This window comes from Paenibacillus sp. GCM10027626 (assembly GCF_042676285.1).
Classification (GTDB): domain Bacteria; phylum Bacillota; class Bacilli; order Paenibacillales; family Paenibacillaceae; genus Paenibacillus_Z.
The window spans coordinates 70,925-84,836 of record NZ_JBHTHC010000007.1; the positions used below are offsets into that span (position 1 = coordinate 70,925).

Sequence of the window (13,912 nt, forward strand, 5' to 3'; positions counted from 1 at the left end):
TTTGAGCATCAATAAAAATAATATCGCATCACGAGATCTCTTCGTTGAATGGGTTGGTTCGGATAATAATTAATGGCATTAACAATAAAGTTAATGCCATTAATTATTATCTCAACTTTCGCAGCACGTTTTTGTCTGTTGGCTTGGCAGCTAACGAACCTGACAACCCTTATTCGGCTCAAAATGGGGGCTTGTGGGCTGTAACGAATCTACGGATCGTTATTCACCGAAAATCGGCCGCTTCCCCGCCTTTTTTCCAGCAATAGCGTGTCCCAGGTTCGTTACACGCGGAGCAAGCCGATTTTTCGGCCAGTAGCGTGTCTCAGGTTCGTTAGCCAGGCAGCCAGACCACGATCAGCTGGCAAGCTACAGTTCCGGTTCCGCAATCCGTACAGTGTTTCGGCCGGAGCGTTTTGCTTCATAAAGTGCATGATCCGCCTGCTTCAGCAGTTGCTGCAGCACAGCGCTCTGCCAAGCCGCATCTTTCATAGAAACTTTCATGTTCGCGGCTTCTGCACCTTCAGCAGCTCCAGATATTTCTGTGTCCGCAGAGGCAGCTATCGCCGCCGCCGTTTCCGCCAACACTTCTGCAGAGCCGGCGAACCAACCCCCAACTTCCCCAGGGACGTTCCCTTTGTTCGGTACCATTGCTGACACGCCGAAGCTGGCGGTGATCGACAGCAGCCCCTGCGGTGCAAGCATCGGTTGAGCCGCTAGTGCCGCGCGAATGCGATCTGCTGCCATTGCGGCCGCTTCCGCTGTCACGCTTGGCATGGCGATGACGAATTCTTCGCCGCCATAGCGTGCAAACAAGTCATCAGGCCTCAGAACCTTGAGGCATACGGCAACAATGTGCAGCAGCGCCTGATCGCCAATGTCATGGCCGAAATTGTCGTTGATGCGCTTGAAGTGATCGATATCGAACAGTAAAAATGATAACGGCTGCCCGCTGCGGACTGCTTCGCAAATCAGCATATTACTCTGTTTTATAAAATGTGCCCGGTTATAGATGCGCGTCAAACCATCGTAGTAGGCCATCTGCCGCAGTTCCTCCTGAAGACGGGCACGTTCTGTTACGTCGATAAGAACGATCAATCGGCCAACTTCCTGGCCTCCCTGATTTCGTACGATGGAGGAGCGGATCTGGTAATTGAACATTGCGCCGCCTGACTGCCATTGAATCTCCTGAATATCAGTTGTCTCATCGTTCCCCTTCCGTCCCAACATACTGAAGATCGGATCGTCCGTGTGAAGACGCCATAAATCATACAATGGTTGTCCGATTGAAGCAGCGCTCAGTTCAGGCATCATCGCGGCCGCTTCCGGATTATAATCCACTAGCCGGTCGTTCCGGTCAAGCACAATGACACCGTCACGCATACTTGTAAACAGGTTATCTCGCGCGATCGGCGCTACATGAAACAAGCCCTTCGATGTAAGCGCCCACAGATAAAACGCGGAAGTGATCGTCATAATGACAGGAATCGGGTCCATCCCGTCAGGCGTCAATCCGCCAAGATAAAAAAAATCGCCTGCCAGCGGCAAAATTAAGCCGATCAGCATCGTACCAAGCTGGAAACGGTAGGATCGCATCTTGCTCCAACCCCGCAGCAGCAGCACAACACCGCCGAACATGCAAGCAAAAGTATAAGCGCCTTGGATGATGTACCAGGGACCCGCAACGACATCCGCTTTCAGATACGGTGTGCCTGGACGAAGAAAAACGTCGCGATAATAAAAATGATGGATTTCATTGGTCATAACCAGCAGCAGAGTTGCGGCCGGGATGGCGAACATCGCAATCCATAGGCCACGTTTCAAATACCGTTCCATCCCAAGATAAGACATAATAATTAACAAGTTAAGCGGCGGCAGAAACGGCATCCCTAAATATTCAACCATGATCCAAAATTTAATCTCTTCCAATGAACCGCTGGCATGCTCCAAAGCCGAACCAAACGTATAAATTGCCGCCAAAATACAAAATATGAAGAAACTTTTGACCATCGTGAGCTTCGATTTTCCGGAAATGACAAAGAGACCCATGATAACATTCAAAACGCCAGCAGTAACAATAAGTGTAAGGATAGCCGAGTAAGGTGTTCCCATGCAGTAATAGACTCCCAACCATACGGGTGGTTTGCCGGTAAAATAACCCGGCAGACTCTTAACTCGATGTTACCATAGCTGGCCTATGCCGGACAATGCTCCATGAGCAGCCAGAGTATGACGAGTATTCTAAATTGGCCATCGTTATTAAGGGGGCTATGTCATTTTGTTATTGATTGACAAACTGCATCGCTGATTTTATACTATGAAGGAAATTGTATAATAAAACCTTTACAGGACGTGGATTTTTCTAGGGGAAACCCTATTTTTCGCCACACAGCTGCCGATGGGCAGCTGTGTGGCTTTTTTATTTCAAAAAAGGGGGCAACATCATGAAAACCTGGCATTATGCATTCATCGTTTTTCTGGGGGGATGCTGCTACGGAATTTTATCGACATTTGTTAAATTAGCCTACTCGGCAGGCTATTCGGCGACAGAGGTATCAGGCGGCCAATATTTGTTTGGCACATTGCTCGCTTGGGCACTATTTCTGTTTACAAAAAAACAGAAAATATCGGTAAAACAAACGTACAAGCTGCTATTATCCGGGATTCCATTCGGCTTGACGGGCGTGTTTTACTATCAAGCCCTGCAAACCCTAAATGCTTCGCTGGCCATCATTTTTCTTTTTCAATTTGTGTGGATTGGCACTCTGTTTGAGCGGGTATTTCATAAGAAAAAGCCGACAAAAGGAAAGTTGGCTTCGATCGCCATTCTTTTGATCGGCTCCGTTCTGGCTGCAGGCCTGGTTTCGAAAGGCGGAATCCATCTATCCTGGCAAGGGGCAGTATGGGGACTGCTTGCGGCTTTCACATTTACAACCTTTATTTTTCTTAGCAGTATGGTCGGGAAAGATACACCGCCCGTACTAAAAAGCGCTTTGCTCTCTACAGGCGGCCTGATCGTGGTTTTTGTACTATTTCCGCCGGTGTTTCTCTTTGACTTGCCTGTCTTGGCGGGGGTAGCGCCTTATGGATTGCTGCTTGGCTTTTTTGGCGTCGTCCTCCCTCCCCTGTTATTTTCAATTGGCATGCCGCATATCGGACCGGGACTAGGCACGATCTTAACCGCTTCCGAGCTGCCGGTAGCCGTTTCTATGTCTTCGTTGGTATTAGCTGAAACGGTCAGCGCCCCGCAATGGATTGGAGTTGTGCTTATCTTGGGCGGAATTGCGGCCGGTAATGCAACGCGCCCAACCGGCAAAATAAAATCAGAATCTCTACAAAAAAGTTCTGCTTTATGACAAAATTCGAGCTAAAAGATTAAGCTTCCGTTCAGGTATTGTTCAGTTCCGCTACCTCGCAGGTACTACAGATGGCTGGATTTTTTGCCGGCCGCAAGTCTCCTTATTGCCGTCATCAATGCGGTTAGCGGAGATACTTCTATTCTGGCGTTATTGATTTACTTATCGACATTGGCGATTTTTTTGTGCACGATCAAAAAACTGTTCAAGATGGACGGCATTATAAAAGTACCCAAGTACAGATGGCTGCGCATAATTCTTTGCATTTGCGGAGCAGGGCCTATCATTTTGGCGCTTATGCTTGCGGGAGAGATTCGCTACAACCCTGTCAGCCATCTTGGTAATCTGAGCTATTCCAAAGCATTTGTCAAAATGAACGAGCGGCTGGCGGCAGAATACCTGAATGACAGCAAAACATAAGCTGAACGGAAGCTGAACAAAATAATTTAATGCGTCAAATTTAACAGAAAATCGCGAACGTGGCAGTAAGAATCTTTCCACCCCATCTTGGCGTAAAAGCGAAGCCCGTCCATACCTTTGAAGTAATGGGCGCCGATTAATCTTTCCTTGAAGTCGGGGATATGAATTCCGGCTTGCTCCTGGTAGTCCACATAAGCTTGAACCACATTAACTTTCGGCATCGTTCCTTCCAGTGTGGCGAGATCCACAAGAAAATCGCCATAGGCACAATTTCCATCGATAATGCCGGTTATGTGCTGACTGTCCGACAAAATATTCCAAGGGTGAAAATCACCATGAATAAAATGGCGGTGCGGTTCATTGTAGGAGCAATATGCCATCAAACGGCTATAGCATTCATCAAAAACGTCTTTTTCCAAGCAGGTTGTCTGGAATAAGTCATACCATCCTTCCCAAAATGTCCCGGCCTGATCCTCCGCGAAAGTTGCCACCATGTAGTCCTTCCAAGTGGCATATTTTCCATTTCCGCCCGGCTCGATCCACCCATATCCGGTTGTTGCTCCGAGCTCTACGCGGTTCATTCGAGTCAAAATCCCGATAAGCTCCGGAAGCTGGCAGAGCTGCTGCTCCGCACTACAATCAGCTAAATTTCCCCCCTCAATTCTTTCCAGTATTGAGTATGATAAAGATTGCCATTTTCCTTGTCCAAGACACTTGGGAAAAGGGACTCCCTGGCGTGTTAACAGCTCCGAAATAAAGCTTTCCGTATCATAAGCCCCTGTTAAGTCGCTAAATTTGACGACGCAGCCTTTCCCTTTAATGAGGAAAGAAAAAACGCTGCTCAGATTTCCTCCTTCTAAAGGTGTCACTTCTATTGCCTTCGAGCCAAAAAGATCGCTCACCATACTTTCCACATCTTTAACCGTTATATTCGGTTTTTTATATTCAGACATGACGGATCACACTCCTCATGCAAAAATTCCAATCATAATCTCGTTCGAATACTATTCTTCGAGGAGAGCTTATTTCCTCCTCTCAAGCCGGCAGATTACTTAGGCTTGCACCAAACAAACATTCTTCCAAATTCCTGAAATCCGACCTTGCTATACACGCGCATGGCATCATCAGGCTCAGAATCTAAGGTCCATAACCCGCCATGATTGATGTAAAGTTCGCTGATCCCTAACCTTTTTAACCGATGCATGCTTTCGTACAACAAGTTAGTCGCCAGCCCTTTTCTCCTGTGAGATTCAACTGTTCCAAATGGTTCAATAATTGCAATATTATTTTGAACATCTTGCCATATATTCGCAAATCCCACCACCTCATTATTTTCAGTAACAACTACTAGATCTAATTCTTGCTTGTATGTCGGACTAGACATCAACCGTTTGTAAATATCCATCGTAGGTGCTGTCAAACCGGCAGATCCCCTCATGATGATAACTTTTTGCGACAGATCGCCATCTTGAATAGGTCGAACTGTATACCCTTCTGGAAATCGCGGTTCTGGAATATTGGAATTAAGGTCAATTACTCCTGAGTACATGTACCAAGTGTGTTGGGTGTAACCTCTGTCTGATAAAATTTTCACCCTTGTCAGGTCTTTTGAATATGCCCAAATGTACACTTCTTCCCCGCTTCGATCTTCTAACGCGGTTCCACAATACTTTTTCTCCGCCCAAGCAAATATTTCATCTTCAAGATGCGAAAACTCAGGACCTGTAAAACAATATAAAATTCTATAATGTCCTGGCCAAACGGCGCCGATAATTGTTCCGTCATCTCTTTCACAAATCGTTAAGTTTTTGAAAAAGGGATCTCCGCCAAAAGAACGATTGTAATCGAGATCTCCAAGACTCGGATAAAACCGGCGCTTGGGATCGGCAAATTTTTGCATGATTAAACTGCGAAGTGCCGAGAAATCATTGCTATTTTCATACGGACGAAACATCACTGTCATCTCAGATAACCTCTTCTCTTCACATATTAATTCAATTGTAAATTGCCGGAAAAGTTTATGAAATGTTCAAAACGGTTTATAATCATTTTCTACAAGCTCTATTTCACATGCGAATGCAAGCCATGCTCACCGCATTCGTTGTAAACATTGATAAAGCTGAATGGACAAATGCAGTCCACCTCATAAGAGAGAATGGACTGCATTTATTTGTTTTTATACCACATTTTAATCTTCTCTAAATATTCTGGAACGTTTGTAATCATTTGAAGTTTCCGCATTATTAATACCCCAATGCCCCGGGACGAATGTCTCCGGGGCATTGGGGCGCTCATCTTCAGTTCATCTTGATCATAGCTGAATACGAATATGCAGCGCTTCCGCTATGTCGTTCCAGCGTTTGAATTGATTATCGTGCACCACATTCGGGACAAACCCGATTTTGAAATATATTTTCAGTGCTGGGATGCGGAAATCGTCCGTATGCAGCACAGCTTTGCTGCATCCTTCCTGCTTCATTGCATGCAGCGCCGCCAGACTGATCTGCATGCCAAGCCCCTTGCCCGCGTACGCCGACAAAATACCGACCATGTGCAAATACCCGCATTCCTGCCCATACTCTTCGCGATGCCATGCGGACGCCGTTGCAACGGGACGGCCGTGATGGCATATGAACAAAACCCGCTCCGGAAGGTATTGCCCGTCCTTCTCCATCTCTTGGACATAATCGCTCTTTTTCTGGAACGAATCGTTAACGATTTCCTCCCAATGCCGCTCATCGCCGGGGTGAAAGCTGCGCACGGCGTAGCCTTCGGGCAGCGTTACCGCCGGAAGGCCAGCAAGATCGTCCAGCGTCATAAACAGCTGAGGACTGAATAGGTTCGTTTCCTTTTCCGGGTCCGTCATATACAATTCCCTCCTACAATTTAATGATTTGCTCCCTGTAAGATCGGCTATTGCGGAAATTGGGGATCTCCATCGCCCGGCCGCCGGAGCTATTCAGACATGAACTGCAGCTGTGACTGCTCATAAAACAGTACCTGCTTCCTGTTTTTTACGGCAGCCTCATGCGATTTTTCGATCAGGTCATTAATGGGGGCCAGTTCCTTGCAGGAAGAAGTCATTCTGTACCTTCCGCTGCCAAGCGCTGCAAGCTCTTCGTCTCTGTCCAATTCCACTGGCGATTCCCCCCCTTCAATACCAAGCACCATAGCTCCGTGCCGGTATGAAAAAGCGCCCTGGGAACTGTCCGGTTCATATTCCTTGCGCAGGGAAATATCAAAGGAAAGCTCGATTACGGAGCCTTTTTTCAGTAGCTCTGTTAATGTTACAAATCCATTTTGCATGTCAGCGCTTCTCTCCTGCCCTTCGAAACGCAAGCGGATAGATGATTTCTCCGCCCATGAAGGCACGTAGAGGCCCACAGTAACAGGATCGGCTGCTGCAGATTCAAGCACTTCAAGATGAACATCACCCTCGTAAGGGTAGCCGGTGCGCTGCCCAATAACGACATGTCCACCACTCATCCCGATCCGCACAAGACCATCTGCATAAAAAGGTACAAATAAATGCCCGCTGTCCTCCACAAAGTAGCAGTATTCGACCGCGCGGGCCAGCCCTTCTCCCCCTCGCATCGTACAGCACCAGAAGGCCTCGAACAACTCGGGTGATTTCGGCGCAATCATCCTTTCGCCATGGGCGCCTGTGCAAACGTCGCAGCCAAATCCTCCATTAGGCCGCTGGCCGTAGCCGATGCCGTTATAATAAATATGATGGGCAGCGTCAAGATACACCGCTTTGCCCGTATGCTGCCAGAGTGAGACTGCAACGATAAAGGAATCGACAACCGCGCAGCTTTCCGTCCATTCCGACCGGCCGAACCAGTTGTAATTGGCGAAGGTTGCAGTCATTCCCTTTTGCAAATATAGCGCAAATACTTCCTCCGCCTTGCGCAGCAGCGAAGCATCGCCCGTCGTCTCGTAGTGCCGCAGCACACCGCGCAGCGCCGACAAGGTCGCGTGCGTCTGAAAGGAAAGGCCGGCCAGGTCGATCGTCTTGAATTTAGCAATCATTTCATCAATCAAATCTTTCAGTTCCCGCCGCGGCACAATTTGATAAGCCTGGGTAGCCCCATCCAGCATAATAAAAGCGCAGCCGATATCGGTAGACAGCCGCCATGCCCCGATCTGCTCCTGCTGGAGGCCGCCGATCGCCCCGCCGGCGAAGACTCGCTGCTCCGGCAATACCGGGTATTCCGCGTAATGTCCGCGCGCTGGCAGCAGCAAATGCTCAATCATTCGTTCAATAACCGAGAGCGAGAACGGATCCTGTCTCCATTTGTAATGTTCAACCATCGCCCGCAAAAACCAGCTGTTTCCCGATAACTGCTGCTCGTCAATTACGCCCGCTTCATGGCAGGCCCCGAAGAAGCCCTGTGCATTCAGATAATCCGGCAGACGCTGCATGATCGCGGACAGATGCCGCGGTTCCCGCTGCGTAGCCTGAGCCAGCAGCACAAGCGCCAGCAGCGTCCTCCCCTCCCAATCGCCAGGCCACTCATAAGCGGCTGGCTTGAACACCGTATCCGGTTCGTACGGCTCCGTCTCCAACCGGTCAAAATTGAGCAGCGCCCTTCTGCGCTGCTCGCCATGTACATCAAGATTGTCCCATGGTATTGTTTTCACCCAAGCGATCCTCCTTTTTCTTCATCAACATTATTCTTTCACACTGCCAAGTGTAATGCCTTTTACGAAATACTTTTGCAGAAACGGATAGACAAGCAAAATCGGCAGCGCGCCTAAAAAGATTTGGGCCGCTTTGGTCGTCCGGTCATTGATTTGGGAGATCATTTTCAAATCCTGGGCCGTGCCGCTCTGGATCAGATCAAGCGCCGATTGGACAACGACGGTCTGCAAGTAGCTTTGCAGCGGATAATGCTCCGGGCGATTCATATAAATTAAGCCGTCAAACCATGAGTTCCAGTGAAATACGATCGTAAACAAGGTTATGGTGGCAATGGAAGGCGCTGAAAGCGGCACAAAAATCCGCCACAGTATTTTCCAATGGCCCGCTCCGTCAACGAGCGCAGCTTCTTCCAGCGCTTTCGGCAGCCCGCGAAAAAAATTAAGCATCAGCACAGCGTTGAAGACATTAACTGCCGACGGAATAACGAGCGCCCATACCGTATCCAGCAAATGCGTTTCCTTTACGATCAGATAGGTTGGAATCAGCCCGCCGCCAAACAGCATCGTAAAGACGAACACCCACACATACAAGGTTCGCTGCCGAAATACCGCCGTCTCTTTGGACAAAGGATAGGCAAGCATAATCGTCAGCAAAATACTGACCGGCACACCAAGCACAACCCGCTCCAGCGTACGCCACAGCGCCTGCCAAAACTCCGGTTTATTGGCCACATACTGGTACGCATTCCACGTAAAATCAACCGGCCAAAAAAGCACCTCGCCTCCCGTGACCGCTGCGCTGCCGCTAAATGAAACCGCCAATACATGGACAAGCGGCATAATGCACAGCAGCGAAGCGCCGGCCAGCAATATATAATTGAGCGCCGTGAACAGACGGCGGCCATTTCCATATTCGTACAGCACGCTTCTCTCTCCTCTCCCGCCATTCAAAAAATTCGATATCCGGCAAATCGATACGCCATCGAGTAGGAAATAGCGATTAATCCAAACGAAATGAGCGACTTGAACAGACCAATAGCCGTTGCAAACCCGTATTGCGCCTGGCCCAGCCCCATACGATATACAAGCGTATCGATGATGTCCCCGCTTTGATAGACGGCCGGACTGTACAAATTGAAAATTTGATCGAAGCCGGCGTTCAAAATATTGCCCAAGCTGAGCGTAGTCAACAAAATAATAACGGGAACAATGCCCGGAAGCGTAATGTAGAGCGTCTGCTTCCAGCGGCCCGCTCCATCCACAATGGCCGCTTCGTAGAGCGCCGGATTAATAGCGCTAAGCGCGGCCAGATATACGATCGTGCCGTAACCGAATTCTTTCCAGACGTCCGAGATGACGATAACGAACGGAAACCAGTCATTCCTTCCCAAAAAATAGATGGGCTCTATACCCAGCAGCTTTAGTCCCTGATTGACGATTCCGGACGACGGCGACAAAATGTCGATTAGAATACCGCCCAGAATGACCCAGGATAAAAAATGCGGCAAATAGACCAAAGTCTGCACGCCACGCTTGAAAAGATTTAGCCTCACTTCATTCAGCAGCAGAGCGAACACGATCGGCACTATCAAATTGGCGGCAATTTTCATGCTCGCAATAAAAACCGTATTCCATATAACTTGGAGCGTATCAGGAAAAGCCAGCAGCGTGCGAAAATTGTCCAGCCCGATCCAATCCGATCCAAAAAGGCCGCGCGTCACGCGATAGTCCTGAAAGGCCATCAGTACCCCGAGCATCGGACCATAGCTATAAATGAGGACGATGATCAAGCTGGGCAAAATCATCAGGTGAAACGTCATATTAGATAGCAGCGGTTTTCTTGCCTTCATCGTCATCCCCTCCCTTTTCCTGTGCAGCCTGCCCGCCCGGCACGCAGGCAGGTCAGGCAGGCTTGCTGCAGGCTCAATCTTGCTGGTCAGCGGCGCTTATTTGCGCGCCTCATACCATGCATTCACTTCTTCCGTAATCTTATCTCCGCCCAGCTTGCGCCACTGATCCACAAATTTGTCGAACTCATCGATGGAGGCGCTGCCCATCACAATACGGGTCATCATGTCTTTTTCGGCTTTGCTCAGCAGCGCCTGCTTCTGCTTCATCGTCTCAGTCGGCGGTCCGAGATATTCATCGAAAATATAGCGGTTGTTCTGCATCGCTTCATCGATGACGGCTTGTGTGCTTACCGGACCGAAAATCATGTAATAGGCCCAGGAGGTCGCAATCGTTTGATCAACCGGCTGTCCGGGCGTCTCCTTCCACTTGAGATACGCATCCATGTTCTCGAACAGCTGCTTGTCGGAAGTTTCCTGGAATGCATATCCCGCCGGATCTTTCAAGTACTCCATGTAATCCTTATGGTCCAATACATTTTTGTTCTGAAGAAAGACTACAAATGGCATCACGTGAAAATTCGCTGACGGCGTATCGCCCACTTGGCTGAAATAAAGCGGATTGTAGTCCTGATGGGTTTCCTTGCTGCGTTCGCCGAAGCCTACGTCTCCAAACAGGTTCAAGATTTTAATAAGCGCTTCCGGATGCTTGGCGTCTTTGCTGACGACATAGTAGGAAGGAGGAGCTATTTTGGCTTGAGACAATACCGGCTTCCCGTCGTTGGAAACGAGCTTGTACGGCACCCAGTCCGCCTGCTCCTTCTGGAAGCCGCTGCTTGTGCAGCCGAGCGGGTCAGCCATTCCGCCAAAGTAAATGCCGGCCTTGCCGCTAGCCAGCGCACTTTCGCATACTTTGCCATAATCCTTGACGCCAAACTCCTGATCAATTATTCCGCTCTTATACAGCTCCTGCAGCTTGCCAAGCGCTTCCTTCATCTCCGGTTGAATGCTGCCATAGACAAGCTTGCCATCCTGACCCTTAACCCACATGCGGGGATAAGCGTGATAGCTGTTGAACATTTGATCGACGCCGCCCAGATCGCCTTCGAGATCTTTGCGCAGCGGCAACCCGATCGTACCGGCACCGCCCGCTTGCTTGTCGACAAACGTCTGCGCAATCTGCCAGACATCGTCCAGCTTCTCCGGAGGGGTTAGGCCGTATTTTTGCAGCCAGTCATTGCGAATCCAGATGAAGCCTTGTGTATCGCTGTAGCCGAACGGCTTGGGGATGGCCATCAGCTTGCCGCCGATCGTCGCCGCCGACAATGAAATGCCTTTATCAAAATCCAGCAAGTCCTTCAGTAGCGGCGAACCGTAATTGTCATACACCGCTGTAAGATCGGCAATTTGTCCATCCTCGGCCAGCTGCTGCAGCTGCGATCCCGACACTTCGAAGAAATCCGGCAAGTCGCCCGAAGCTATCGTGACATTCATCTTTTGTTCAAACTGCTGCCCCTCCGCCGGAGCCAGCCAAATGTTTTTAATTTGAATGCCCAAAGTCCGCTTAATCAGATCGAACCAAATATTGCTGTCCCATGATTGGCCGGGAGCGAATTTGACATTCGTCTCCGTCGCTTTCACGGTCTCAACTACAATTTCCGGCTCATATTTGCCGAAAGGATCAACTTTCTCCGCAGCGGCTGGTTCTTTTTGCTCCGGCTGGCCGCTTCCGTTTTCACCAGTTTTATTTTGACCGGCCTCGCTTTTGGCACCCGTTCCTGCATCGTTATTTCCGCCGCCGGACGAACATGCCGCCAGGAATAGAAGACAGACTACTGCCGATATCGCCAGAAATCGCTGCCATACTTGATTTGTCATTGAGCCGCTCCCCTTTATTCCTCTCAAATTTTTAGGTCCTGTTCGAATATGCGGGATGCATCCACAGCTTTATTGTACGCCAGCCCTTTTCTGCAGCAAATCTTAAGATCTTTACTTTCCTCTTCATTTTTTTACGATGCTTCAGCACCAGGCTTCCCGGTACTCTTGGGGTGTCATCGCCGTCTTGCGCTTGAACACTTGGCCAAAATAGGACGGTGATTCAAAGCCGACCTGCACGCTCACCTCATGAATTTTCAGCCCCGGATCCGCCAGCAGCTGCTTGGCTCTCGCAATTCGGGTGTCCGTAATATAATCAGTCAACCCCACGCCTGTGAGCTGCTTGTAAACCCGTGACAAATAAGAAGCATTCAAGTATACGATCTCGCCGAGCCGATTGAGCGACAAGTCATCGCCAAGATGATGATCGATGTAGCTGTGCAGTCGGTGAATGAAATCAAAGGAGCGTTTTTCCCGCTCCTGCTCGCGATAGTCCAGCAGACAGCGCGCCAGCCTGAGAAAATATTGATCAAGCTCCTCCCAGGAACGATGGGTTTCCATCTGCATCATTCGTTCGACCTCTGCCGCTTCCTGCAGTTCCGGCGCCAGCTCCCAATCGCTCAGAAGCGTCATGAAATGAGCGGCAAGCGTATAGTAGATTTCTTTCTGGACATGTACCGGCAGCTCGGTCCGCGGCTGATCCCCCCAAATCTCGTCATAAATACGGCGGAAGTCATCCAGCGTTCCCCGCTCCCAAACCTCTTGCAACGCCTTTACTTTGCCGGCATTTGCCCACAAGCCGGGCGCTTCCCCACCAGCAGGCGCATCAGAGGCTATGCTTCGGTCGGTGACAATCATTTCGCCGACCGGCCCGATCCGGCGCTGCAGCAGCTTTAGCAGCCGCTCAAAGCAGACTGGGAGCGATGCCCAGCCGGCCGACCTGCTGCCGACGGCAAATGAAAGCGACAAGCCGAGCAGCAGTTTGCAAGTCTCCTGAATCCGTTCCGTAAGCGATTCGATCTGATCAGACGGCCAGTCATGAAGCCGTTCCTCGCGCGATTGTAAAATCCAGACGATCCGCGAGCGGTCAAAGGGCATTGCATAGAAAGAAAAGAACTCTCGAAAATGCTCTTCAGCAATATTTTGCACGGCGTAGAGCAGCAATTTCCGATCCATCGCGGAATGCCCTTCCGGCCAGTTGTCCACACTGCCGATCATTAACGCCACTGGCGCCTTAGTCTGCAAACTGACCCCCAGCTCCTGCAGCCTGGCAGCGTCCTCCTCCTTCCAGCGGCAGGTTCCTTCCAGCAAGCCGGTTATAAAATCCCGCTGCAGCATCGGTTTTGCATCCTCAAGCTGCTCGCTGGCCCGGCGCAGCAGTTCCGTTTTCTCTCCTGATGCGCGCAGCCCTGCTATAGCCCGCTCCAGCGCGGCAATAATGAATTCAAATCCTTCCATTTTCAAAATATAATCAACGCCGCCGCCGCGTATCGCAGACTGGACATAATCAAAATCGTCATAGCCGGTTAAAAAAATGACTTTACAATGCGGATACAGCTGTATGACCTTTTGCTGCAGCTCAATGCCGTCCATACCCGGCATCCGGATGTCGGTCAGGATAATATCTGCTTCGATTTGCTCCATCATCGCCAGCGCTTCGTCCGCTGCGTATGCTTTATAAATGTCCAGCTCCAGCTCATTACGCCCGGCTATGAGTGTGCATAGGCTGTCGACAATGAACGGCTCGTCATCAACGATCAATAATCGGTACAA

The 13,912-nt window shown here is 49.7% G+C and carries 11 protein-coding genes; 2 read left to right on the forward strand and 9 right to left on the reverse strand.

Translation table 11 applies throughout. From position 1 onward, the window contains the following. Positions 1-366 precede the first annotated feature (366 nt). Entirely contained in the window at positions 367-2,109 is a 1,743-nt protein-coding gene (locus ACFQ0N_RS15090) for a histidine kinase N-terminal 7TM domain-containing diguanylate cyclase (RefSeq protein WP_379327456.1), read from the reverse strand. Between the two features lie 332 nt (positions 2,110-2,441). Here ACFQ0N_RS15090 and ACFQ0N_RS15095 point away from each other — a divergent pair, with 332 nt between their 5' ends. Both ACFQ0N_RS15095 and ACFQ0N_RS15100 read left to right on the forward strand, forming a co-directional pair. Then, a complete protein-coding gene (locus ACFQ0N_RS15095; RefSeq protein ID WP_379327458.1) occupies positions 2,442-3,353 on the forward strand; it encodes an EamA family transporter in 912 nt (303 codons plus the stop codon). Between the two features lie 84 nt (positions 3,354-3,437). Further along, the gene (locus ACFQ0N_RS15100; RefSeq protein ID WP_379327460.1) at positions 3,438-3,773 is read left to right on the forward strand and encodes a hypothetical protein; all 336 of its coding nucleotides are present in this window, start codon (positions 3,438-3,440) and stop codon (positions 3,771-3,773) included. A 26-nt stretch (positions 3,774-3,799) separates the two neighbouring features. Here the strand turns inward: ACFQ0N_RS15100 and ACFQ0N_RS15105 are convergent, their stop codons facing one another. The 8 genes from ACFQ0N_RS15105 to ACFQ0N_RS15140 all read right to left on the reverse strand — a co-directional run bounded on the left by ACFQ0N_RS15105 (position 3,800) and on the right by ACFQ0N_RS15140 (position 13,912). Continuing rightward, positions 3,800-4,726, reverse strand: a complete 927-nt coding sequence (locus ACFQ0N_RS15105; RefSeq protein WP_379327462.1) for a phosphotransferase family protein — start codon at positions 4,724-4,726, stop codon at positions 3,800-3,802. Positions 4,727-4,821: 95 nt separating this feature from the next. Continuing rightward, positions 4,822-5,736: a GNAT family N-acetyltransferase gene (locus ACFQ0N_RS15110; RefSeq protein ID WP_379327464.1), complete on the reverse strand. Its 915-nt coding sequence runs from the start codon at positions 5,734-5,736 to the stop codon at positions 4,822-4,824. A 348-nt stretch (positions 5,737-6,084) separates the two neighbouring features. Further along, positions 6,085-6,639: a GNAT family N-acetyltransferase gene (locus ACFQ0N_RS15115; protein ID WP_379327466.1), complete on the reverse strand. Its 555-nt coding sequence runs from the start codon at positions 6,637-6,639 to the stop codon at positions 6,085-6,087. Between the two features lie 89 nt (positions 6,640-6,728). Continuing rightward, the gene (locus ACFQ0N_RS15120; RefSeq protein WP_379327468.1) at positions 6,729-8,417 is read right to left on the reverse strand and encodes a beta-L-arabinofuranosidase domain-containing protein; all 1,689 of its coding nucleotides are present in this window, start codon (positions 8,415-8,417) and stop codon (positions 6,729-6,731) included. Positions 8,418-8,447: 30 nt separating this feature from the next. Continuing rightward, on the reverse strand, positions 8,448-9,341 hold the full coding sequence (locus ACFQ0N_RS15125; protein WP_379327470.1) for a carbohydrate ABC transporter permease: 894 nt from the start codon (positions 9,339-9,341) through the stop codon (positions 8,448-8,450). A gap of 23 nt (positions 9,342-9,364) precedes the next feature. Then, positions 9,365-10,267: an ABC transporter permease gene (locus ACFQ0N_RS15130; RefSeq protein ID WP_379327472.1), complete on the reverse strand. Its 903-nt coding sequence runs from the start codon at positions 10,265-10,267 to the stop codon at positions 9,365-9,367. 96 nt (positions 10,268-10,363) lie between these two features. Beyond that, positions 10,364-12,142 (reverse strand): type 2 periplasmic-binding domain-containing protein, encoded by a 1,779-nt coding sequence (locus ACFQ0N_RS15135; protein ID WP_379327474.1) that lies wholly within the window; start codon positions 12,140-12,142, stop codon positions 10,364-10,366. Between the two features lie 141 nt (positions 12,143-12,283). After that, the gene (locus tag ACFQ0N_RS15140; RefSeq protein WP_379327476.1) at positions 12,284-13,912 is read right to left on the reverse strand and encodes a response regulator; all 1,629 of its coding nucleotides are present in this window, start codon (positions 13,910-13,912) and stop codon (positions 12,284-12,286) included.

Excerpts from the sequence above, each read along its gene's own strand:
- ACFQ0N_RS15095 (WP_379327458.1), top strand. The coding sequence starts at position 2,442 with ATGAAAACCTGGCATTATGCATTCATCGTTTTTCTGGGGGGATGCTGC.
- ACFQ0N_RS15105 (WP_379327462.1), bottom strand. The coding sequence starts at position 4,726 with ATGTCTGAATATAAAAAACCGAATATAACGGTTAAAGATGTGGAAAGT.
- ACFQ0N_RS15110 (WP_379327464.1), bottom strand. The coding sequence starts at position 5,736 with ATGACAGTGATGTTTCGTCCGTATGAAAATAGCAATGATTTCTCGGCA.
- ACFQ0N_RS15090 (WP_379327456.1), bottom strand. The coding sequence starts at position 2,109 with ATGGGAACACCTTACTCGGCTATCCTTACACTTATTGTTACTGCTGGC.
- ACFQ0N_RS15130 (WP_379327472.1), bottom strand. The coding sequence starts at position 10,267 with ATGAAGGCAAGAAAACCGCTGCTATCTAATATGACGTTTCACCTGATG.
- ACFQ0N_RS15115 (WP_379327466.1), bottom strand. The coding sequence starts at position 6,639 with ATGACGGACCCGGAAAAGGAAACGAACCTATTCAGTCCTCAGCTGTTT.
- ACFQ0N_RS15135 (WP_379327474.1), bottom strand. The coding sequence starts at position 12,142 with ATGACAAATCAAGTATGGCAGCGATTTCTGGCGATATCGGCAGTAGTC.